Here is a 20003-nt window from a genome sequence, read left to right on the forward strand (position 1 = left end):
CGTGCTGGTGCGGGCACTTCGGGTGATGTGCCCGGACCGCACGTGTCGGTATCGGTGATTACGCTCCATGACATGGGCTGGTACGCGCCGACCTCGCCGTCGTCCGACCTCACCGACACCCTCGTGTGCGGATGGTCGGCGCGCGCGGAGGGCGAACATCTGCTGGTGCCTGACGCGTGCATGGACATTCTGTGGATCCGGGGAGTAGGGATCCGGGTGTGCGGTCCCGAAACCGCGGCCTGGTCGTTCACGCTGCCTCCGGGTACCGACTCCGTCGGTGTCCGTTTCCGTCCCGGCGCCGGCGCGCCGCTGCTGCGCACGTCGGCCGCCGAGGTCCGCAACATCCGGGTCGGGCTGGGGGACGTCCTGGGGTCCACGTGGGAACGGACCCTGACCGACCGTCTCGACAACGCGTCCGGCTGTGCGGAACGCGTCGCCCTGTTCGAGAACGCCGTGCGGGTGTGGCGGGATCGCGGGCCCGAGGCCGACCCGCTGATCGGCAACGTCCGGCAGGCCCTCGCCCGGCACTCCTGGAACGTCGGTGCCCTCGCCGACGCCGCCTCGGTCACCGAGCGGCAACTGCAGAGGCGGTGCAACGCCGCGTTCGGGTACGGGCCCGCGACACTGCGCGGCATCCTGCGACTGCAGCGGTTCATGGCGCTGGCGCAATCCGGGACGCGGACCGGACTCGCCGAACTCGCCGCCACCGCCGGGTACAGCGACCAGGCACACCTGTCGCGGGAATGCCGCCGGATCTCGTCGCTGACCCCGTCCGCGCTCCTCGCCGGCGAGGCACCCGACTGGCACGGGACGGATTCCGTCGTCGATGTCGGAAATGTTCAAGCGCCCGGGCAGTGGACGGGAGAAGAATCGGCAGCATGACCTCGACAACCGAAACCCCCGCCGCCCATTACCGCGATCTCGCCGCCAAGTTCACGAACCGGGTCGATTCCGTGCCCGCCGATCGCTGGGACGACGCGTCCCCGTGCGATGGCTGGACGGCCCGCGACGTCGTGCGGCACGTGATCGACACGCAGCGCTACATCGTCACCGTCGTGGATCTCGAACTGCCGGAAGGCCCGTCCGTCGACGACGATCCGGCTGCCGCGTGGGCGTCCACCCGCGATGAGATGCAGAAGATCCTGGACGATCCCGCTCTCGCCGGCCGCGAATACGACGGGCACTTCGGCCGCACCGAACTCGGAAAGACGGTCGACAGCTTCCACTGCTTCGATCTGGTGGTCCACGGCTGGGACCTGGCCCGGGCCACCGGTCTCGACGAAACCATTCCCGCCGACGACCTGACCTGGGTCGGCGGCGTCGCCGAGCAGTTGGGCGACAGCATCCGCACGGCCGGCGTGTGCGGCCCGGCCGTGGACGTGCCCGCGGACGCCGACGAGCAGACCCGGGTCCTGGCCTTCCTCGGCCGCAAGGCCTGACGGTCGGCACCGCCCCGGCCGCGCTTGTAACCTCGGATCATGAGCGTGCCGGGACGGTTTGCCGCACTCGCTGCGGTGACGCTCGCCGCGGCGCTGCTCGGGGGCGACATGGTCGCCCTCGCCGATCCCGCGCCCCGCGGCGCGTCGGGACTGCCGGCCTGCGGCCTCACCACCTCGGTGCCGCTCACGTCGGCGGTGATGTTCGCCGGGACCACCGGCGAGGCCACCCCCTCGCAGCGGATTCCGGGCGACGAGTCGGACGGCACGTCGGCCACCAGCCGCGACTTCGACGAGTACCCCTACATGCGATACGAGATCCGGTTTTCTGCGGACACCTCCGGGGCCGACGTGACGTGGCAGGGCCGGTCGCTGAATCTGGACGACCTCGCGATGCACGTGTGGGACGAAGACCGGCAGCGCTGGGGTGAGCCTGTCGCGACGGCGCAGCCGTCCGCCCCGGGCGGCCCGGTCACGCTGACCACGACGATCGAGGATGCGGACTCCGCGCAGATCCTCGTCGTCGACGGTCCCCGGCGGGACCGGAGTTTTCGCGAGGCCAACAGAACGGCCGATCAGCAGTTCGCCGACCCGAGCACGTACGACTTCGCGCTGCAGCACATCTCGGACACCCAGTACGTGTCACGCGATCGGCCCGAGGTGTATTTCGACATGACCCGGTGGACCGCCGACAACGCCGGCGCACGCAAGATCGCCTACTCCATGCACACCGGCGACCTCGTCCAGAGCTGGATCCGCCCGGGAGCACCCGACTCCCGGGCCCGGTCCGAGTTCGAGGTCGCGGACAAGGCGATGGCCACACTCGAGGACGCCGGCATTCCCTATGGTGTGCTGCCCGGCAACCACGACAATCTGTGGAACGCCGGCGGACGGCTCATCCCGGGCGAGCACGAGAAGAACCACGCCCTCTACAACGAGTTCTTCGGGCCGTGGCGGTTCCGCGATCAGCCGTACTGGGGCGAATCCGTCACGGACACGGACAATTCGGCGCACTACGATCTGCTCGACATCGCCGGCGCGAAATTCCTGCTGCTCTACATCGGTTACAACCCACCCGAGCACGTCCTGAAGTGGGCCGAGAATGTGCTCGCCGACCATCCGAACCGCAACGTGGTGATCGGCAGCCACTACTACCTGGACGAGGACGGCTCGCTGCGGATGAGCGGGTTCGGTGACATCGGGGGCAGTGCGGGACAGCAGATCTGGAACCGGCTCGTCGTTCCGTTCGAGACGGTGTTCCTGGTGCTCGCCGGGCATGTCGACGGGCAGACCACGGTCACCGACCGGAAGGTGGGCGACACGGACCGGAAGGTTGTGGAACTGCTGGCCGACTACCAGTACTTCGCCGTCGACGGCCGCCGCGAGACCGGTTTTCAGCGGCTCCTGCAGTTCGACCTGGACGGCGGGGCGCTCGCGGTCACCACGCACTCCCCCACGTTGGGCAGCTTCCGGGTGGAGGACTTCGATCCGCAGCGACGCTACGAGCCCGGCGACGGGGACTTCGTCACCGACGTGGAGTTGCGGGCCGACCTGCCGCGCGCCGTCATCCCTGTGCCCTGAGATGTAGCTCGATCAGTTGTGCGGCGAAGCTGTCTTGCTGCCGCGGACGGCGTACGTGGACGACTACGCGCTCAGGCGTCCGGCATAGCGAGGGCGCGCGTCACGAGATCGGCGATGAGAGCGTCGGGGAGCCCCGAGTCGAGAGGAAACCCGATGCCGCGCTCCAGATTCTCGGAGATCGTGCGGGTCACCGTGGCCCGCAACTCGGACGCCGGACCGCCTCGAGGCGCAACTCGTGCAGCGCGAGGTATCCCGACCGGTCGCGGGTGATCCTGCCGAACAGTCCCTGCATGTACTCGATCACGAGTGCCAGGTTCTGCGGTCGACGAACGGTGTCCTCGAGTACCGCGGGTCGGGCCCCATGCGTTCGTGAATCCGCCTGCCACGTGGTCGAACAGGTCGTCGCGGTTGGTGAAGTAGTTGGATGCCGTCCCCTTCGGTACCTCGGCCTCCGCGTCGACCGCGCGGAAGGTGAGCCCGCGGGAGGACTCAACCCCGTCGCGATCGGCACCGGCGTTCCCCTGTTCGACGGCGAATTCGCACCCCAGCGGTTCCGGCTCGCGGACAGCCGGGCCTTCGAGAGCGGGGTGATTTTCCTGACGTACGTCCGCCGATAACCGGAAACACACCCGTCACTCGAGCGACACGGGCATCTGACGCACGTATTGAATCAATACGTAAGTAATGTTCGGGGCATGCGCGAACGCCGATACTCGTCCACCAGCCCCGAGCACCTGGCCGCAGCCCTGTTCGACGTCGCGGCCGAGTCCGGTCTCGAGGGTGCCAGCGTACGTGAGGTCGCCAAGAGGGCGGGTGTGTCCATCGGTGCCGTCCAGCACCACTTCTCCACGAAGGACGAGATGTTCGCGTTCGCGCTGCGCACTCTCGTCGACACCGTGCTCACCCGGCTGTCGGAGATCGACCGCGGCGGCGATCCCGCGCCGGCCCTGTTCGCGGCGATGTCCCAGCTCCTGCCGCTGGACGAGGCGAGGTCGCGGGAGGCCCACGTACTGGCGGCTTTCGCCGTCCGGGCCGCGACCTCCCCGTCGCTCGCCGAGATCCGACGCCAGACGTTGTTCACCATCCGCACCGGACTGTCCGCCGTGCTGATCGGGATCGGCACACCCGAAGCGGAAACCCGTGCGGCGCTTCTGCTCGCCACCGTCGACGGCCTGGCCCTCGACGCCCTCGGCAGTCCGGCGCTGTACCCACCGGAGTACCTCGAGCACGCGCTCGACATCCAGATCGGCATGATTCTGCAGGGCGCCGACGCCGCGCCGTCGTCGTCGATCGAACTGGCCAGCTGAACCCGTCGCCCGATGTCACATCCGTCTCGTCAGAGTGAACCGCTGTCACATTCGGCGGAGGGTGCGGGACGGTTCGCCCCCAGTCCGTCCGGCGACCTGCACCTCGGCAACCTGCGGACGGCCGTGCTGGCATGGCTGTTCGCGCGGTCGACCGGCCGACGGTTCCTGCTGCGCGTCGAAGACCTCGACCGCGTCCGCGAGGGCGCCCGGGACCAGCAGTTGGCCGACCTGACCGAACTCGGCCTCGACTGGGACGGCGACGTCGTGTCGCAGTCGCACCGGATCCCGCGATACGCGGATGCCATCGCGCACCTCCACGACGCCGGTCTCACCTACGAATGCTTCTGCACGAGAAGGGAAATCCAGAAGGCGGCCTCGGCCCCGCACGCCCCCCAGGGCGCCTACCCGGGGACCTGCCGCAACCTGACACCGGACGAACGCGCGGACCGGCTCGCCGGCGGACGCCCACCCGCACTGCGACTGCGCGCCGACGTCACGTCGTTCACGATCGACGACGTCCTGCACGGAAGCTATTCCGGCACGGTGGACGACCTCGTGCTGCGCCGCGGAGACGGAACGCCCGCCTACAACCTGGCCGTGGTGGTCGACGACGCCGCCCAGGGAATCGATCAGGTGGTGCGCGGCGACGACCTGCTGTCGTCCGCGCCCCGCCAGGCGTACCTCGCGGGACTGCTCGGGTCGACCGCCCCCACCTACGCGCACGTCGCGCTCGCACTCAACGAGGACGGCAAGCGGCTCGCGAAACGCGACGGCGCCGTCACCCTCACCGACCTGAAAGCGTTGGGACGCACCCCCGGCGACGTCCTCGGTCTGCTGGCGACATCGCTCGGCCTCGCGGCACCGGGCGAGGTCGTGGATCTCGGCAGCCTCCTCGACCGCTTCGAGCCCGCCCGTCTGCCGCGCGAACCGTGGGTGGTCAGGCCCCCGACGCCGCCGCGATCAACATGATGACAAAGAACAGGATCCAGCCGACGACGTAGGCACCGCCGATGGCGATTCCGGCGATTGCGAGGCCGCGGCCCTCCTGCCCGGACTGCTTGATCTGGCCCAGCGCAACGATGCCGAGAATGATGCCGACGATGGAGCCGACCCCGTAGAAGCACCCGCCGACGATCGACGTGATCAGCGACGCGATCGCGAGACCGTTCGTCCCACGCGACTGCGGGTAGGGCGCGCCGTACGGATTCGGGGCGCCGTACTGCGGACCGGGACCGCCGTACTGTCCCTGCGCCCCGTACTGGGTCGGTGCGCCGTACTGGTCGCCGCCGTACTGATTCGGCGCCGCATACGGATTCGGGGGAGTTCCGTACGCGCCCGGCTGCTGGTAGTCGGGGTACTTCTCGGTGGGCGCCGAATAGGTGGGATAACCGGATTCGTCGACCCCGTAACCGTCACGTGGCAATCCCGGCACCTCACCGTAACTCGGTGGTGTCTGCCCGTTGTACGGATTCGAATCGTCCGATCCCCCAGAATTAGTCACGATAACCAGCGTAAAGCATCAAAACCGCAGGAGAAGAAGCAGACCAAAGGGAGGCGAGTAAAGGATTGTCCACGTAGTGTTTATTCGCACTGTCACGCGCGAGCGCTCAACTCTTGCTGAGGGGATCACATGACGACTGGTGGATACGACCCGAACGACAAACCCCAAGGCGGTGACCAGGGCGGATACCCCCCGCAGGGCAACCCTCCCCCGCCGCCCGGTGGTTATCCGCCGCCGCCGGGGAATTACCCTCCGCCGCCGCAGGGTCCACCGCCCGGCGGATATCCCCCGCCGCCCGGCGGTAACTATCCGCCGCCGCCCGGCAATTACCCGCCCCCGCCGCAAGGACCCCCGCCCGGCGGAAATTATCCGCCGCAGGGTAATTACCCGCCCCCGCCGCAGGGTCCACCGCCCGGCGGATATCCGCCGCCCCCGCCGATGTCGAATTACGGCGCCCCCGGGCAGACGCCGGGACAGTTCTCGGTCGGCGACGCGATCGGCTACGGCTGGAACAAGTTCAAGGACAACGCCCTCATCTGGATCGGCATTCTCCTGATCGCCGTCGTCATCGAGGTGGTGTTGAACCTCGTCTTCGGTGGGTTCAGCACGTCGTCCGACATGAGTGCGGCGTTCTCGGTGTGGCGCATCATCGGCACGATCGTCACCACCATCGTCGGCTACCTGATCAACGCCGCACTCGTCCGCGGCGCGTTGCACGAGGTGGACGGCAACAAGCCGGCATTCGGTTCGTTCTTCCAGTTCACCAACGTCGGGGCGATCATCATCGCCAGCGTCATCATCGGTGTGGCCTCCACCATCGGTTTCGTCCTGCTCATCATCCCCGGTCTCATCGTGATCTTCCTGACCTGGTGGACGCTGCAGTTCGTCATCGACCAGAACGAGGACGCGATCACCGGCATCAAGTCGAGTTTCCGCGTGATCTCGCAGAACGTCGGCCCGGTGCTGCTGCTGGCCCTGGCCCTCGTCGGCATCAACATCGTCGGTGCAGTCCTCTGCGGTGTCGGACTTCTCGTCTCGATCCCGATCACGATCATCGCGTCGACCTACGCCTACCGCGTGCTCACCGGTCGTTACGTCGCGGCCTGACCGTTCGCGCCCCACGGGTGGGCGTGCTCCTGTCCTCGGGGACGGAAGCACGCCCACCCGTTTTGCTACTCCCGTCACTCGAGTCACTCCCACCCCTTGCGTATTGTGCTCAGGCGTCATCCGAGACATTCAGGACTCGCGATTCGAGGGGGAACACATGACTTCTGGCGGATTCGATCCCAACCAGGGACAACAGCCGTTCGGTGGGCAGCAGTACGGGCAGCCGCACTACAACGGGGCGGGACAGCAGCAGTTCGGCGCACAGCCGCAGTTCGATTCGGCGCAGGAGTTCGGCACCCAGCCGTTCACTCAGCCCGACTTCGGGTTCGACCCGTCCCGGCCCGGCGACCTCCTTCCGCGCCTCGGGGCGCGGGTGATCGACGGCCTGATCGTCGGCATTCCGCTGGCCGTGGTCACCACCGTCATCTCGCTGGTGCTCGGCACGTTCCTCGGCAGCGTTCTCGGGGCGATCCTCACCGCGGCCGCCGCGGTGGGTTACTTCGTGTTCTTCGAGACGACGCGGGGTCAGACCCTCGGCAAGCAGCTCCTGGGCCTGCGCGTCGAGGGCCCGAACGGCGGACTGCCCACCCAGCAGCAGTCGCTGACCCGGAACGGCTTCTACGTGCTGTGCGCGCTCGGCGGGTTCCCGTTCCTCGGGTTCCTGTTCGGTCTGCTCGGTGTCGTCGCCGCCGTCGTCATCGGCGTGACGATCAACGGCAGCCCCACCAAGCAGGGCAAGCACGACGAACTGGCCGGCGGCACGCGCGTCGTCCAGGGCTAGTCCGAACTCTGCGGGTGAACGTACCTTTCGTCGCGTCAGATCGGACAAAAGGTACGTTCACCCGTTCTTGATTCGCGCCCCTCCACCTGCAGGTGCTTGGATTGCGGCGTGACAGCCTCAGATCAGCAGACCAAACCAGACGACCACGCGACGTTCGCGCACGTCAGCCGCGGGTACTACCCCACGTTCGTCGCGCTCTTCACCGCGACGCTGCTCATCTCGAATATCTGCGCGACGAAAGGCGTCGCATTCTTCGCCGACTCGTCGCTGACGCTCGGGCCGCTGCAGATCCTGCCGATCATCACGGACGGCGGGTTCTTCCTGTTCCCGCTGGCCTACATCCTCGGCGACGTCCTCAGCGAGGTGTACGGGTTCAAGTCGACGCGTCGCGCGATCTACCTGGGCTTCGGCGCCCTGATCCTGGCCGCGTTCTGCTTCTGGCTCCTCATCGAACTGCCGTCCGCCGACTTCTACGAGAACCAGGAAGCGCTGCGGACCGTCGTCGGCGTGTACCCGCGGCTGCTGATCGCCGGGCTGTCCGGTTACCTCGTCGGGCAGATGCTGAACTCGGTGACGCTGGTACTGATCAAGGAGCGCACCAAGGAAAAGCACCTGTGGGCGCGGCTCATCGGCTCGACGATCGTCGGCGAGTTCGCCGACACCCTGATCTTCTGCTCCATCGCCGCCGGCGCGATCGGCATCGACACGTGGAGCGATTTCGTCAACTACGTAATCGTCGGATTCCTGTGGAAGACCCTGGTGGAGGTGCTGGTCATGCCGATCACCTACCGCGTCATCGCCTATGTGAAGAAGCGCGAGCCCACCTACCAGCTCTGACCCCACGTGAGTTGGGAATGTGTCCCCGAGGACGCATTCCCACTCACGTGCGGTAGAAGCGGCCCAACGTGTCGGCCTTGAAGTCGTCGAAGTAGCCGCCGTCGATGCTCTCGCGGATCTGATCGACCAACCGCACGGTGAAGCGCTCGTTGTGGATGGTGCACAGCGTCGACGCCAGCATCTCCTTGGCCTTGAACAGATGGTGGATGTACGCGCTGGTGTAATTCGCGCACGTGTAGCAGTCGCAGTTCTCGTCGATCGGTGTGAAATCACGACGGAAGCGGCTGGTGTTGATGTTGAACCGGCCGCCCGGGTGATAGATCGCCGCGTTGCGCGCCACGCGTGACGGATTGACGCAGTCGAACGTGTCGGCGCCGTTCTCGATGGCCACGAAGAAGTCGTCCGGCTCGCTGATGCCGAGCATGTGCCGCGGCTTGTGCTCGGGCAGTTCCTCGTTGCACCAGCGGACGATGGTGCCCAGGTTTTGCTTCTCCAGCGCCCCGCCGATGCCGTACCCGTCGAAACCGCGGCCGCTCTCGCCCGTGATCGACTCCAGACCCCGGCACGCCTGCCGCCGCAGGTCCTCGTACTGCGCGCCCTGGACCACCCCGAACAGCGCCTGATACGGGCGGTGCGAGCGTTCCGCGGTGAGCTTCTCGTGCTCGGCGACGCAGCGCACCGCCCACGCCTGGGTCCGCTCCACCGACTGCTCCTGGTAGCCGCGGGTGTTCAACAGGGTGGTGAGCTCGTCGAACGCGAACATGATGTCGGCGCCGAGTTGGTGCTGGATCTGCATCGACACCTCGGGGGTGAACCGGTGCCGCGACCCGTCCAGGTGCGATTTGAAGGTGACGCCGTCGTCGTCGACGGTCGCGAGCCGTTCCTTGCCCTTGGCGATGACGTCGTCGGAGCGCACCCCGACCGCTTCCATCGCGAGGACCTTCTTGAATCCGACACCCAGCGACATCACCTGGAATCCGCCGCTGTCGGTGAACGTCGGGCCGTCCCAGTTCATGAACTTGCCGAGGCCGCCCGCCTCGTCCACGATGTCCGGGCCCGGCTGCAGGTACAGGTGGTACGCGTTGGCGAGCAGCGACTGCGCGCCCAGTTCCTTCATGCTCTCCGGCAGCACGGCCTTGACGGTGGCCTTGGTGCCGACGGCCACGAACGACGGCGTCGCGATGTCGCCGTGCGGGGTGTGAATGGTCCCGGTGCGCCCCAGCCGGCCGTCGAGTCGGGTGCCGACGGTGAAGAACGGATCGGGCGGGGTCGGGACTACGGCATTCACGGGTGTATCCAATCACGCGCGACATTTCCGTCGACACATCACTACTTCGTTCGAAAGTGGGTACAGAGAGTGAGACGATCCATCCCTTCGACCGGAGGAACCGCCATGACCGACGAGAAGTCAGGACATCGGATCGACAGGCGAACGTTTCTCTCGGGTGCGGCGGTCGCGGGTGGGGTGACTGTGATGTCGGGTCTCTTCGACCGCCGAGCGGACGCGTCGGAGACGCCGCTGCGCCGCCAGCCGAACAATTACGTGCAGCCCAACATCGTGTTCATCGTCGTCGACGAGATGCGGTTTCCCCAGGTCTTTCCGGCCGGGATCAGCACCGCGGACCAGTTCCTGCAGCGGTTCATGCCGAACCTCCACAGGCTGTGGGCGCCCGGGGTGAAGTTCACGCAGCACTATACGGCCGGGGTGGCGTGCAGTCCGGGCCGCGCATGCTTCGTCACCGGGCTGTATCCGCTACAGAACTGGATGTTGCAGACGCGGACCGGTAATCGGGCCTCCCCCGTTCCGTCGCCCGCGATGGGACGCGACTTTCCGACGTACGGCAAGTTGCTGCGGCAGGCCGGGTACGTCACGCCGTACGTCGGCAAATGGCATCTGTCGCCGTCGCCCGACGAGGACTCGGGGCTCGCCCCCGGCTATCTGGAGGAGTACGGGTTCGACGGACTGACCATGCCCGACATCATCGGATTGAACGGTGAGGGTTTCGAATTCGACGGGCACATCGCCGACCAGGCGGCGGCCTGGTTGTCGACGCGAAAACCCGGCGACGGGCCGTTCTGTCTCACAGCGAGCTTCGTCAACCCCCATGATCAGCAGTTCTTCTGGGCCGGAACGGAAGCCGAACGCTACCAGTCGCTGTACGCGAACAACGTTCCCCCGCTCAGCCCCGCCCGGGCCTGGTCGGTGACCACCGGCGAGAGCGATCCCCCGCGCCTGGGATTTCCGTCGGTGCCGCCGAACTGGGAACCCGAGAGGGCGCTGCAGTCGAAACCGAGCACCCAGGTTTTCGCGCGGGAATTCCAGGCCCTGGTGTGGGGTGGCGTCACGGACGACGTCCAGAATCTGTCGAACTACTATCTCCAGCCCTACGGTCAGGGCACCGATCCCGACCGGCACATCGCGTTCGCGCCCTACACGTACTGGGAGCGGGCCCTGGACAGTTACACCAACGTGCTGTCGATGGTCGATCATCACATCGGCACGGTGATCAACTCGCTGCCGGCAGACGTCGCGGCGAACACGGTGTTCGTCATGACTTCCGATCACGGCGAGTACGCCGGGGCGCACGGCTTCGTGGCAGGCAAGCTGTCCACCGCCTACGACGAGGCGTTCCACATCCCTCTGATCGTCGCCGACCCGACCGGACGATTCACCGGCGACACCGACACCCCGCGCGCCCAGCTCACGTCGAGCGTCGACGTGGTGCCACTGCTTGCGACGCTCGGTCACGGCGACCGGAACTGGATGTCCGGGGACCTGTTCGCCACCTACGCCGAACGCGTCGACCTCCTGCCGCTGCTGCGGAGCAACGCCGCGGCCGGCCGCGACCACGTCGTCCTCGCCACCAACGAGCACGCACCGCAGGGGGTCAACTGGAACAACTCCCCCACCCACATCTACGTGCTCCGCACCCCCGAGGCGAAGGTCGCGGTGTATTCGAAGTGGTTGGGGCCCAAATCCTTCCTCGACCCCGCGTCGTTCCAGTACGAGTTCTACGACTACGCGACCGAGCGCGGCCGGGCGGAACTCGACAACACCTTCGATCACGACCCGCGTGGCCCCGCGATGGCCGCCCAGCTGATGACGCAGTATCTGCCGAGCCAGCTGGCCGCTCCCTTACCGCCGGCGTTCGCTCAGCAGAGTGCCGACGCGATGGCGCGTTACCTCGCCTACATCCAGCTGATCAACCGCTACACTCCGGGCGAGATCGACCGTGAGGGTATCGAGAAGCTGACCGCTTTCGGTGAGGTGTTCTGACCACCATGGCAGGGAAAGTCGTTGCCGCCGTGTGTCTCCTGCTGCTGTGGACGGGCGCGGGGTCGGTCGCATCTGCGGCGCCCGCTCCGACGGCGCCGTGCGCGTGGCAGTTCATGTCCAACTCGACCGTGCTCAACGTGGCCTTCCCGGACGCCAACGCGACGTACTGGGTGCTGCCCTACGCCCTGGGGCCCGGCGACACCATCGAACTGAACGGCACCTACCCGGCAGCCCGCTACTTCTCGCTCAACACATACGGGACGAACTTCGACACCGTCGACACGTTGCGCGACAACCAGATCGGGCCCGACCCGGGCAACGGAAACCCGTTCACCGACGCGGCCGCCGGTTCCCTACCCAACGCGCAGAAGCGGTGGCACGCGACGGTCGTGACCGGACCGGCCGATCACGCGCGCAACCAGATTCAGGCCCTCCCGGCCGGAGTCGATGCGCAGTCGGTGCCCGTCGGCTTCCTCATCATCCGGGTGTACGTGCCCGACGACCCGGCATCGCCGTCGGGCGGCGTCCCACTGCCCGACGTGACACTGACGTCCGCGGGCCGAACGTCGCCGGTGCCGACCTGCGGGACCGAATTCGACCCCACCGCCTCCGACAACGGCCCCCTCGGACAGATCGCGGAAGCCGGATTCGATCAGATCATCGCCGGCGCCGCGTCCGACGCATTTCCCGGCAACGTCCCCGAGGCGACGTTCGTGAACCCCGCGAGCACGTCGGGCCTGTTCCCGAACGGCGACAACAAGTACGTCGGGGCAGGCCTGACGTACCGGCCCGGACGTATCGTCGTCGTGCAGGGCCGGGCGCCCACCTTCCCCGATACCCGTGCCGGCCAACCCGTCACGACGCCCGGCCGCCAGGTGCGGTACTGGTCGATGTGCCAGAACGACCAGGCGACGCCATATCCCGTCGTCGCCTGCGCCGCCGACTTCCAGACCCGCACCGACAGCGACGGCAACTACACCTACGTCGTTGCCGCCCCACAGGACATCCCCACCCGCGCCGCGGCCGACCCCACCGTCACCGTCATCCCCTGGGGTTCCACCGACGTCGCGAAGAAGGTCCTCTTCCTGCGGTACATGCTGCCGTCCGACGCCTTCTACCCGCAGTCGGTCCAGGCGTCGCAGAACAATCACACCGACCCCGCCAGCACGATGGGTCCGTACTATCCGCGCTCCGCCTACTGCGACAGCGCCACCTTCGAAGCCGGAGGCAGCACTGCGTGCCTGTGAGTACTTGTTCAACGTCCCGCGGTCAACAAGTACTCACGGATAGTCACGCACTGACGAACTGACTGTTGTACAGACGGTAGTACGCGCCGCGGGTGAGGAGCAGGTCCTCGTGGCTGCCCTGCTCGACGATGCGGCCGTCTTCCATGACGACGATGAGGTCGGCGTCCCGGATGGTCGACAACCGGTGTGCGATCACGAAACTCGTGCGATCGCTGCGCAAGACCGCGGTCGCGTGCTGCACCAGCAACTCGGTGCGGGTGTCGACGGAACTGGTCGCCTCGTCGAGGATCAGGATCGAGGGCTGCGAGATGAACGCGCGAGCGATGGTGATCAGCTGCTTCTCACCGGCACTGATGTTGCTGCCCTCTTCGTCGATGACGGTGTCGTAGCCGTCGGGCAGCGAGTGGACGAACCGGTCGACGTAGCTGATCCGGGCGGCCGCCTGGATCTCCTCCTCGGTGGCGTCGGGACGTCCGTACGCGATGTTGTCGCGGATGGTGCCGCCGAACAGCCACGCGTCCTGCAGCACCATCCCGATGCGGGACCGCAGGTCGTCGCGCGACATCTCGGCGATGTCGACGCCGTCGAGGAGGATCCTGCCGCCGTCGAGTTCGTAGAACCGCAGGATCAGGTTGACGAGGGTGGTCTTGCCCGCGCCGGTGGGTCCGACGATGGCGACCATCTGCCCGGGTTCCGCGACCAGCGACAGGTTCTCGATCAGCGGCTGCTCCGGCGAGTAGCCGAAGGACACGTCGGCGAACTCCACCCGCCCCATCGGGTTCGCCGGGGTCGGCGTTTCCGTGAGGTCGGGCTCCTCCTCGTCCTCGTCGAGGATGGCGAACACCCGCTCGGCGGACGCCACGCCCGACTGCATGAGATTGACCATGGCCCCGATCTGGGTGAGGGGCTGGGTGAACTGGCGTGAGTACTGGATGAACGCCTGCACGTCGCCGAGGCTCATGGTGCCGGACGCCACCCGCATCCCGCCGAGAACGGCGATGGCCACGAAGTTGAGGTTTCCGAGGAACATGATCGCCGGCATGATCAGGCCGGAGATGAACTGGGCCCGGTAACTGGCCTGGTAGAGCGACTCGTTCTGCTCCTCGAACCGCTCCTCCACCTCGCGGCTGCGGCCGAACACGGTGACCAGTTCGTGGCCCGTATACGCCTCTTCCACGTGCGAGTTGAGCGCTCCGGTCGACTTCCACTGCGACACGAAGTGGGTCTTGGACCGCTTCGCGATCTGCGCCGTCACCAGGATCGACAGCGGCACCGTCAGCACCGCGATCAACGCGAGCAGCGGCGAGATGACGATCATCATCACGAGGATGCCGATCACCGTCATCGCCGACACGATCAGCTGACTCATCGTCTGCTGCAGCGACTGCGAGACGTTGTCGATGTCGTTGGTGACGCGACTCAGCAGGTCGCCGCGGGAGTGGGAATCGAAGTAGCGCAGCGGAAGTCGGTGGATCTTTCGCTCGACCTCGGCGCGCAGGTTCTTGACGACGCCCTGCACGATGATGTTCAGCAGGAAACCCGACACCCACATGAACACCGCCGACCCCAGGTACAGGGCCAGCACGATCGCCAGCACCCGGCCGAGCGCGCTGAAGTCGATACCGACACCGGGCACGACGGCCATGCCGGACACCATGTCGGCGAACGTGTTCTGACCGTCGGCCCGCAGCGCGGCGACGGCCTGGTCCTTCGACATCCCGGCGGGCAACTGGGCGCCGATGATGCCGTCGAAGATCAGGTTCGTGCCCTGACCGAGCATGCGCGGCGCGATTGAGGTGAGCACCACCGAGATGGCAGCGACGAGAAAGACGACGCCGACGGCGATGCGGTGGGGTCGCAGCCGCCGCAGCAGCCGCTTCATGGACGGCCACAGGTCGTTCGGCTTGGACCCCGGGGCACCCGGAGCGACCGGTCCCGGAATGCGCGGGCCGGCGGGCCTTTCGGCGGTGGTGGTAGTTGCGCGATCGCTCATAGTGCTTCCTGGACCGATCGTTGGGACTCGACGATCTCGACGTAACACGGACACGTCTCGAGCAGTTGGTCGTGCGTTCCGATTCCGACGACCGCGCCGTCCTCGAGGACCACGATCTGCTCGGCCTCCACGATGGTCGAGACCCGCTGGGCGACGACGATGACGCACGCGTCCGACGTCTCGGGTTTCAGCGCCGCGCGCAGCCGGGCGTCGGTGGTGAGATCGAGGGCGGAGAAGGAGTCGTCGAACAGGTAGATCGACGGCCGACGGACCAGCGCCCGCGCAATGGCGAGCCGCTGCCGCTGACCGCCGGAGACGGTGGTGCCGCCCTGCGCGATCGGGGTGTCCAGACCCTCTGGCATGGCGCGGACGAAATCGGCGGCCTGCGCGATCTCCAGGGCCCGCCACAGTTCGTCGTCGGTGGCGTCGGGTTTGCCGTACCGGAGGTTGGTGGCGACGGTGCCCGAGAACAGGTAGGGCCGCTGCGGAACGAGTCCGATGCCGGCCCGCAGGACGTCGAGGTCGATGCCGCGCACATCCGTGTCGGACACGGTGACCGCACCCGATGTCGCGTCGATGAGGCGCGGGATCAGCGACAGCAGCGTCGTCTTGCCGGAACCGGTGCCGCCGATGATCGCGGTCGTCTTGCCCGGTTCGGCGCGGAAGCTGATGTCGCGCAACACGGGTTCGTCGGCGCCGGGGAATTTGAACCCGGCGTCGCGCAGTTCCACCACGCCGGGGTTCTCCAGCACGGTGATCGCGTCGGTCGGCGGGACCACGGTGGAATCGGTGTCGAGTACCTCGCCGATGCGTTCGGCACAGACGGTGGCGCGGGGCGCCATCATCGCGATGAACGAAGCCATCATCACCGACATCAGGATCTGCATGATGTAGCTGAGCATCGCGGTGAGCGAGCCGACCTGCATCGTGCCGCTGTTGATCTCGTGACCACCGAACCAGATGACGGCGACGCTGGTGATGTTCGCGATGACCATCACGAGGGGGAACATCACGGCAGTCAGCCTGCCGACCCGCAGGGCGGTCTGGGTGAGCTGCTCGTTCGCGTCGCCGAACCGCTGCATCTCGGAGCGTTCGCGGACGAACGCCCGCACCACCCGGATACCGGTGATCTGCTCACGGAGCACCCGGTTGACCCCGTCGATGCGGGTCTGCATCTCCCGGAACGCGGGCACCATCCGTGAGATCACGAAACCCATGGACAGCGCGAGTACCGGCACGGTGACCGCCAGGATCCAGGCGAGCCCGGCGTCCTCCCGGATCGACATCACGACACCGCCGACGCACATGATCGGCGCCATCACGAGGATCGTGCAGCTCATGACGACGAGCATCTGTACCTGCTGCACGTCGTTCGTGTTGCGGGTGATCAGGGACGGCGCGCCGAAGCGGCCGAACTCACGGGACGAGAAGCTCCCGACCTGATGCATGACGGCGCGGCGCACGTCGCGCCCGAAACCCATTGCGGCGCGGGCGCCGAAGAACACCGAACCGATCGAGCAGATGATCTGCACGACGGTGACGAGCAGCATCGTGAGACCGGTCGACAGGATGTACGCGGTGTCGCCCTTGGTGACACCGTTGTCGATGAGATCGGCGTTCAGGCTCGGCAGGTACAGGGCAGCGGCGGTGGCGACCAACTGGAACAGGACGACCGCGGTGAGCTCCCGCTTGTACGGACGGAGATACGTGGTGAGCAGGGCATTCAACATGGGCAGCGATCCTGGCGGGTCATCATTATGTCCGAAGGTTACTACGGCCCTGTGCGCCTTTCTGGTTACAGCCACTACCAAAAAGGCGCACGGGCGCGGAGCGCCTATCGGACGGGTTGCAGCGGCTCGTCCGCGTCGTCCAGCACCTTTTTCAGCTTCTCGCCCTCGATGTCGACGTTGGGCAGGATCTTGTCCAGCCACGTCGGCAGCCACCAGGCCTTGTCGCCGAGCAGTGCCATCACGGACGGGATGATGACCATGCGGACAACGAAAGCGTCAAAGAATACGGCCGCTGCCAGAGCGAAGCCGATCGACTTGATGAACGAGTTCGGTTCGGCGATGAAGGCCGCGAACACCGAGATCATGATGACGGCGGCGGCACTGACCACCCGGGCGCCGTGGTTGAAGCCGACGGTGACGGCCTGCTTCGCGGTGGCGCCGTGGACGTATTCCTCCCGCATCCGGGTCACCAGGAACACCTGGTAGTCCATCGCGAGACCGAACACGACACCGATCAGGAAGATCGGCATGAAGCTGACGATCGGCTGCGGGTTGGAGATGATGCCGCCCCAGCCTTCCTGGAACACGGCGACAGTGGCGCCGAAGGTGGCCGCGACGCTGAGGAGGAAGCCGAGCGTGGCGGTCAGCGGCACGAGCAGCGAGCGGAACACCAGCAGGAGCAGGAGGAACGCCAGGCCCACGACCACCGCGAGGTACGGGATCAGCGCGTCCTGCAGGGTCTCGGACACGTCGCCTTCGAGCGCGGTCTGCCCGGTGACGCCGTAATTGACGCCGATCGAGTCGTGGAGGGCGCCCTCGGCCCCGCGGATGTTGTCGACGAGGTCCATGGTTGCGGGATCGCTCGGGGCACTGCTCGGCGTCACCAGGATCTGCGCGGTGTCGCCGGCCTTGTTCATGCCGACGACCTGGGCGTTGGCCACGTCGTCCTGCGCGGTGATGGTCTTCACGACCTCACCGAACGCCTCCGACGGCGTTCCGGTGGTGATGTCCCTGGCGTCGACGACGACGAGCAGCGGGCCGTTCTTGCCGGGGCCGAAGCCGTCGCTCACCAGGTCGTACGCCTGCCGGGAGCTGGTGGCGGGGTCGCCGGTGCCCTCGCTCGGCAGGGCCAGGCTCAGGCCGGCGGCGGGGACGGCGAGCGCGCCGAGCACGACGACTCCGGCGATCAGCGGGATCGCGGGCCTGCGGACCACGGCGCTGATGAAGCGCAGCGCGAGGCTCGGCTTGCCCTCGTCGTCCTCGAGGTCCCGACTGCTGAGGAACGGGATCTTGCCGGCGAACGCCTTCTTCCCGAACAGCCCGAGGATCGCGGGCAGCAGGGTCAGCGCGATGGACACGGCGATGAACACCGTGAACGCGGCGGCCGCGCCCATGTCGGAGAGGAACGGGATCCCGACGACGCGCAGGGCGATCAGCGCGATGATGACGGTGAGACCGGCGAACACCACGGCGGATCCTGCGGTTCCGACGGCACGTCCGGCCGCTTCGGAGCGGTCGTCCGTGAGGGTGAGTTCGTGCCGGAACCGGGACACGATGAACAGGGAGTAGTCGATGGCGACGGCCAGGCCGATCATGATGGCCAGCGTGGGTGTCATCGAGCTGAGATCGGTGAATCCGGTGGCGACGGTGATGCCGAGGCTGCCGATCATGATGCCGATGATCGCGGTGATCAGGGGCAGACCCGCGGCGACGAGCGAACCGAACGTCAGCGCGAGGACGACAGCGGCCACGCCGATGCCGACGAGTTCGGTGGCGCCGCCCGGCGGTGCTGCTTCGTTGACGACGGAACCGCTGATCTCGACGGTGAGACCCGCATTGCGGCCGGCGTCGGCCGCGGAGGCGATCTGGTCGCGCAGCGCCTGGTCGACGTCAGCCACGGTGCCCGTGAACGGCACTTCGACGTAGCCGACGGTCTTGTCCGCGTTGAGCGGAGACAGCGCCTGCGCGTTCGCGACGGCCGTCTGCTCGCTGATGCCCTTGTCGGCCGCGGTGGACTTCGCCATCTCGACGAGCTGGTCGTTCGCGGTGACGGGGTTGACCAGCGCCTTCGTGGCGTCGGCGCCCGATGCGGTGGCGGGATCCACCTTGGCCGCGTCCTGGACCTGCTCGATGCCACGGACCTTGGTGAGAACGGCGTCCATCGCCTGCCGACTCTGCTCGCTCGCGAGAGTCTGCCCCTCGGGTGCGGCGAACACGTAGCGCGCGCTGACCGCGTTCATCGGATCGCTGCCCGCGGCTTCGGGGAAGCGTTCGGCCATGAGGTCCTGCGCTTGCTGCGCGGGAGTGCCCGGGATGGAGAACGAGTCCTTGGTGGGTCCGGACAGCGTGGCCGCCCCGACGCCCATGAGGACCAGGATCACCAGCCAGACGCTGAGGACCGCGCCTTTTCGCCGGTAGGCGAATCGGCCGATCCGATAGAGATAGGTGGCCACGGGAGGCTCCTTGTGAGTCAGTGGGAACGAGGGTGGTTCTGGGCAGCCGGCTACGGCTGCGGGATTCCTTGCCGGAGTTGGCGCATGGCGTCGCGGACCAGTTCTTCGGGTCCGCTCGCGCCGGTCTTGCCGCTGCGCCACAGGTCGATCGACGCCTTGCACGCCGATCCGACCGCCATGTGCAGCAGGTTGGGGTAGAGGTCGGTGTCGATGTTCGTGCCGGTGCGTTCGGCGATGACTTCGCCGATGAGGCGCGTCACCCGGAGGTGCACTTCGAGCTTCTTCGCGAGCAGCGCGGGACTGGACTCGACGAGTTCCATCATCACGGCGGTCTCTTCGAGCGGCTTCCCGGGAGCGGTGACGATCTGGACCACCACGTGCTCGAGGGAATCCCAGATCGGCTCGTCCTCGGGGCGCGCGCGGAGGAGGTTCACCCAGTCGTGGACGGACTCCTCGAAGTGGGCCAGTACCGCCTCCTCCTTGCTGGAGAAGTAGTTGTGGAACGTCCGAGTCGAGACCCCCGCCTCGGATGCGATGGCGTCGGCGGTGACGCATTCGATGCCCAGCGCCCGGGCCAGGCGTGCGGCGGCACCGCTGAGGGCCGCGCGCGTGGCGGCTTTCTTGCGGTCCCGCAGTCCGATTTCCGAAATCACTACACCGACGGTACAGAACTTGCGCAGCTCTGCAAATTTGCGCGAGTGTGCAATTTTCATGTCCTTGCCCACAGTTCCCGCAACACTGTGGCGGGAGTCA

At 67.1% G+C, this 20003-nt stretch carries 18 protein-coding genes; 11 read left to right on the forward strand and 7 right to left on the reverse strand.

What is annotated here, in order from left to right; genetic code table 11:
* The first annotated feature begins 72 nt into the window (after nucleotides 1-72).
* The 3 genes from H0B43_RS15655 to H0B43_RS15665 are packed head-to-tail and all read left to right on the forward strand — an operon-like array spanning nucleotide 73 to nucleotide 3017.
* Nucleotides 73-882, forward strand: coding sequence for a helix-turn-helix domain-containing protein (locus H0B43_RS15655; protein ID WP_185727091.1), 810 nt, complete (start codon nucleotides 73-75; stop codon nucleotides 880-882).
* Nucleotides 879-1439, forward strand: a complete 561-nt coding sequence (locus H0B43_RS15660) for a TIGR03086 family metal-binding protein (protein ID WP_185727090.1) — start codon at nucleotides 879-881, stop codon at nucleotides 1437-1439. The genes H0B43_RS15655 and H0B43_RS15660 overlap by 4 nt, the downstream gene beginning before the upstream one ends.
* A 39-nt stretch (nucleotides 1440-1478) precedes the next feature.
* The gene (locus H0B43_RS15665) at nucleotides 1479-3017 is read left to right on the forward strand and encodes a metallophosphoesterase (protein WP_185727089.1); all 1539 of its coding nucleotides are present in this window, start codon (nucleotides 1479-1481) and stop codon (nucleotides 3015-3017) included.
* A gap of 187 nt (nucleotides 3018-3204) precedes the next feature.
* Here H0B43_RS15665 and H0B43_RS43155 read toward each other — a convergent pair whose 3' ends face one another.
* The gene (locus H0B43_RS43155; protein WP_397517466.1) at nucleotides 3205-3321 is read right to left on the reverse strand and encodes a hypothetical protein; all 117 of its coding nucleotides are present in this window, start codon (nucleotides 3319-3321) and stop codon (nucleotides 3205-3207) included.
* 82 nt (nucleotides 3322-3403) lie between these two features.
* Between H0B43_RS43155 and H0B43_RS41570 the strand changes: the two genes are divergently transcribed.
* The 3 genes from H0B43_RS41570 to gluQRS all read left to right on the forward strand — a co-directional run bounded on the left by H0B43_RS41570 (nucleotide 3404) and on the right by gluQRS (nucleotide 5293).
* Entirely contained in the window at nucleotides 3404-3634 is a 231-nt protein-coding gene (locus tag H0B43_RS41570) for a hypothetical protein (RefSeq protein WP_252189780.1), read from the forward strand.
* 78 nt (nucleotides 3635-3712) lie between these two features.
* Nucleotides 3713-4324, forward strand: a complete 612-nt coding sequence (locus H0B43_RS15680; RefSeq protein ID WP_185727088.1) for a TetR/AcrR family transcriptional regulator — start codon at nucleotides 3713-3715, stop codon at nucleotides 4322-4324.
* Nucleotides 4325-4336: 12 nt separating this feature from the next.
* Entirely contained in the window at nucleotides 4337-5293 is a 957-nt protein-coding gene (gene gluQRS, locus H0B43_RS15685) for a tRNA glutamyl-Q(34) synthetase GluQRS (RefSeq protein WP_185727087.1), read from the forward strand.
* Here gluQRS and H0B43_RS15690 read toward each other — a convergent pair.
* Nucleotides 5262-5747, reverse strand: a complete 486-nt coding sequence (locus H0B43_RS15690) for a DUF4190 domain-containing protein (RefSeq protein ID WP_185729944.1) — start codon at nucleotides 5745-5747, stop codon at nucleotides 5262-5264. The two genes, gluQRS and H0B43_RS15690, sit on opposite strands and share 32 nt — an antisense overlap.
* A 516-nt stretch (nucleotides 5748-6263) precedes the next feature.
* Here H0B43_RS15690 and H0B43_RS15695 point away from each other — a divergent pair.
* From H0B43_RS15695 to H0B43_RS15705, 3 genes are all read left to right on the forward strand, one after another.
* Nucleotides 6264-6932 (forward strand): hypothetical protein, encoded by a 669-nt coding sequence (locus H0B43_RS15695; protein WP_185727086.1) that lies wholly within the window; start codon nucleotides 6264-6266, stop codon nucleotides 6930-6932.
* 157 nt (nucleotides 6933-7089) lie between these two features.
* Nucleotides 7090-7713 carry an RDD family protein gene (locus H0B43_RS15700; protein ID WP_185727085.1) on the forward strand — a complete coding sequence of 208 codons (624 nt, stop codon included), beginning with the start codon at nucleotides 7090-7092 and terminating at the stop codon, nucleotides 7711-7713.
* Between the two features lie 108 nt (nucleotides 7714-7821).
* Nucleotides 7822-8550 (forward strand): queuosine precursor transporter, encoded by a 729-nt coding sequence (locus H0B43_RS15705; protein WP_185727084.1) that lies wholly within the window; start codon nucleotides 7822-7824, stop codon nucleotides 8548-8550.
* A 43-nt stretch (nucleotides 8551-8593) separates the two neighbouring features.
* Here H0B43_RS15705 and tgt read toward each other — a convergent pair whose 3' ends face one another.
* The gene (tgt, locus tag H0B43_RS15710; protein ID WP_185727083.1) at nucleotides 8594-9838 is read right to left on the reverse strand and encodes a tRNA guanosine(34) transglycosylase Tgt; all 1245 of its coding nucleotides are present in this window, start codon (nucleotides 9836-9838) and stop codon (nucleotides 8594-8596) included.
* Nucleotides 9839-9943: 105 nt separating this feature from the next.
* Here tgt and H0B43_RS15715 point away from each other — a divergent pair, with 105 nt between their 5' ends.
* The gene (locus H0B43_RS15715; protein ID WP_185727082.1) at nucleotides 9944-11827 is read left to right on the forward strand and encodes a sulfatase-like hydrolase/transferase; all 1884 of its coding nucleotides are present in this window, start codon (nucleotides 9944-9946) and stop codon (nucleotides 11825-11827) included.
* Between the two features lie 5 nt (nucleotides 11828-11832).
* Nucleotides 11833-13074 carry a hypothetical protein gene (locus H0B43_RS15720; RefSeq protein WP_185727081.1) on the forward strand — a complete coding sequence of 414 codons (1242 nt, stop codon included), beginning with the start codon at nucleotides 11833-11835 and terminating at the stop codon, nucleotides 13072-13074.
* Between the two features lie 43 nt (nucleotides 13075-13117).
* Here H0B43_RS15720 and H0B43_RS15725 read toward each other — a convergent pair whose 3' ends face one another.
* The 4 genes from H0B43_RS15725 to H0B43_RS15740 form a co-directional block, all read right to left on the reverse strand.
* Nucleotides 13118-15067: an ABC transporter ATP-binding protein gene (locus H0B43_RS15725; RefSeq protein WP_185727080.1), complete on the reverse strand. Its 1950-nt coding sequence runs from the start codon at nucleotides 15065-15067 to the stop codon at nucleotides 13118-13120.
* On the reverse strand, nucleotides 15064-16797 hold the full coding sequence (locus tag H0B43_RS15730) for an ABC transporter ATP-binding protein (protein ID WP_185727079.1): 1734 nt from the start codon (nucleotides 16795-16797) through the stop codon (nucleotides 15064-15066). The genes H0B43_RS15725 and H0B43_RS15730 overlap by 4 nt, the downstream gene beginning before the upstream one ends.
* A 104-nt stretch (nucleotides 16798-16901) precedes the next feature.
* Nucleotides 16902-19250, reverse strand: coding sequence for an MMPL family transporter (locus tag H0B43_RS15735; RefSeq protein ID WP_185727078.1), 2349 nt, complete (start codon nucleotides 19248-19250; stop codon nucleotides 16902-16904).
* A gap of 50 nt (nucleotides 19251-19300) precedes the next feature.
* Nucleotides 19301-19903, reverse strand: a complete 603-nt coding sequence (locus H0B43_RS15740; RefSeq protein ID WP_012691279.1) for a TetR/AcrR family transcriptional regulator — start codon at nucleotides 19901-19903, stop codon at nucleotides 19301-19303.
* Nucleotides 19904-20003: the final 100 nt, after the last annotated feature.

This window comes from Rhodococcus sp. 4CII (genome assembly GCF_014256275.1).
Taxonomy (GTDB): domain Bacteria; phylum Actinomycetota; class Actinomycetes; order Mycobacteriales; family Mycobacteriaceae; genus Rhodococcus_F; species Rhodococcus_F wratislaviensis_A.

Excerpts from the sequence above, each read along its gene's own strand:
- H0B43_RS15680 (WP_185727088.1), top strand. The coding sequence starts at position 3,713 with ATGCGCGAACGCCGATACTCGTCCACCAGCCCCGAGCACCTGGCCGCA.
- H0B43_RS15695 (WP_185727086.1), top strand. The coding sequence starts at position 6,264 with ATGTCGAATTACGGCGCCCCCGGGCAGACGCCGGGACAGTTCTCGGTC.
- H0B43_RS15655 (WP_185727091.1), top strand. The coding sequence starts at position 73 with ATGGGCTGGTACGCGCCGACCTCGCCGTCGTCCGACCTCACCGACACC.
- H0B43_RS15715 (WP_185727082.1), top strand. The coding sequence starts at position 9,944 with ATGACCGACGAGAAGTCAGGACATCGGATCGACAGGCGAACGTTTCTC.
- H0B43_RS15665 (WP_185727089.1), top strand. The coding sequence starts at position 1,479 with ATGAGCGTGCCGGGACGGTTTGCCGCACTCGCTGCGGTGACGCTCGCC.
- H0B43_RS15720 (WP_185727081.1), top strand. The coding sequence starts at position 11,833 with ATGGCAGGGAAAGTCGTTGCCGCCGTGTGTCTCCTGCTGCTGTGGACG.
- H0B43_RS15725 (WP_185727080.1), bottom strand. The coding sequence starts at position 15,067 with ATGAGCGATCGCGCAACTACCACCACCGCCGAAAGGCCCGCCGGCCCG.
- H0B43_RS15730 (WP_185727079.1), bottom strand. The coding sequence starts at position 16,797 with ATGTTGAATGCCCTGCTCACCACGTATCTCCGTCCGTACAAGCGGGAG.
- H0B43_RS15700 (WP_185727085.1), top strand. The coding sequence starts at position 7,090 with ATGACTTCTGGCGGATTCGATCCCAACCAGGGACAACAGCCGTTCGGT.
- H0B43_RS15660 (WP_185727090.1), top strand. The coding sequence starts at position 879 with ATGACCTCGACAACCGAAACCCCCGCCGCCCATTACCGCGATCTCGCC.
- gluQRS (WP_185727087.1), top strand. The coding sequence starts at position 4,337 with ATGTCACATCCGTCTCGTCAGAGTGAACCGCTGTCACATTCGGCGGAG.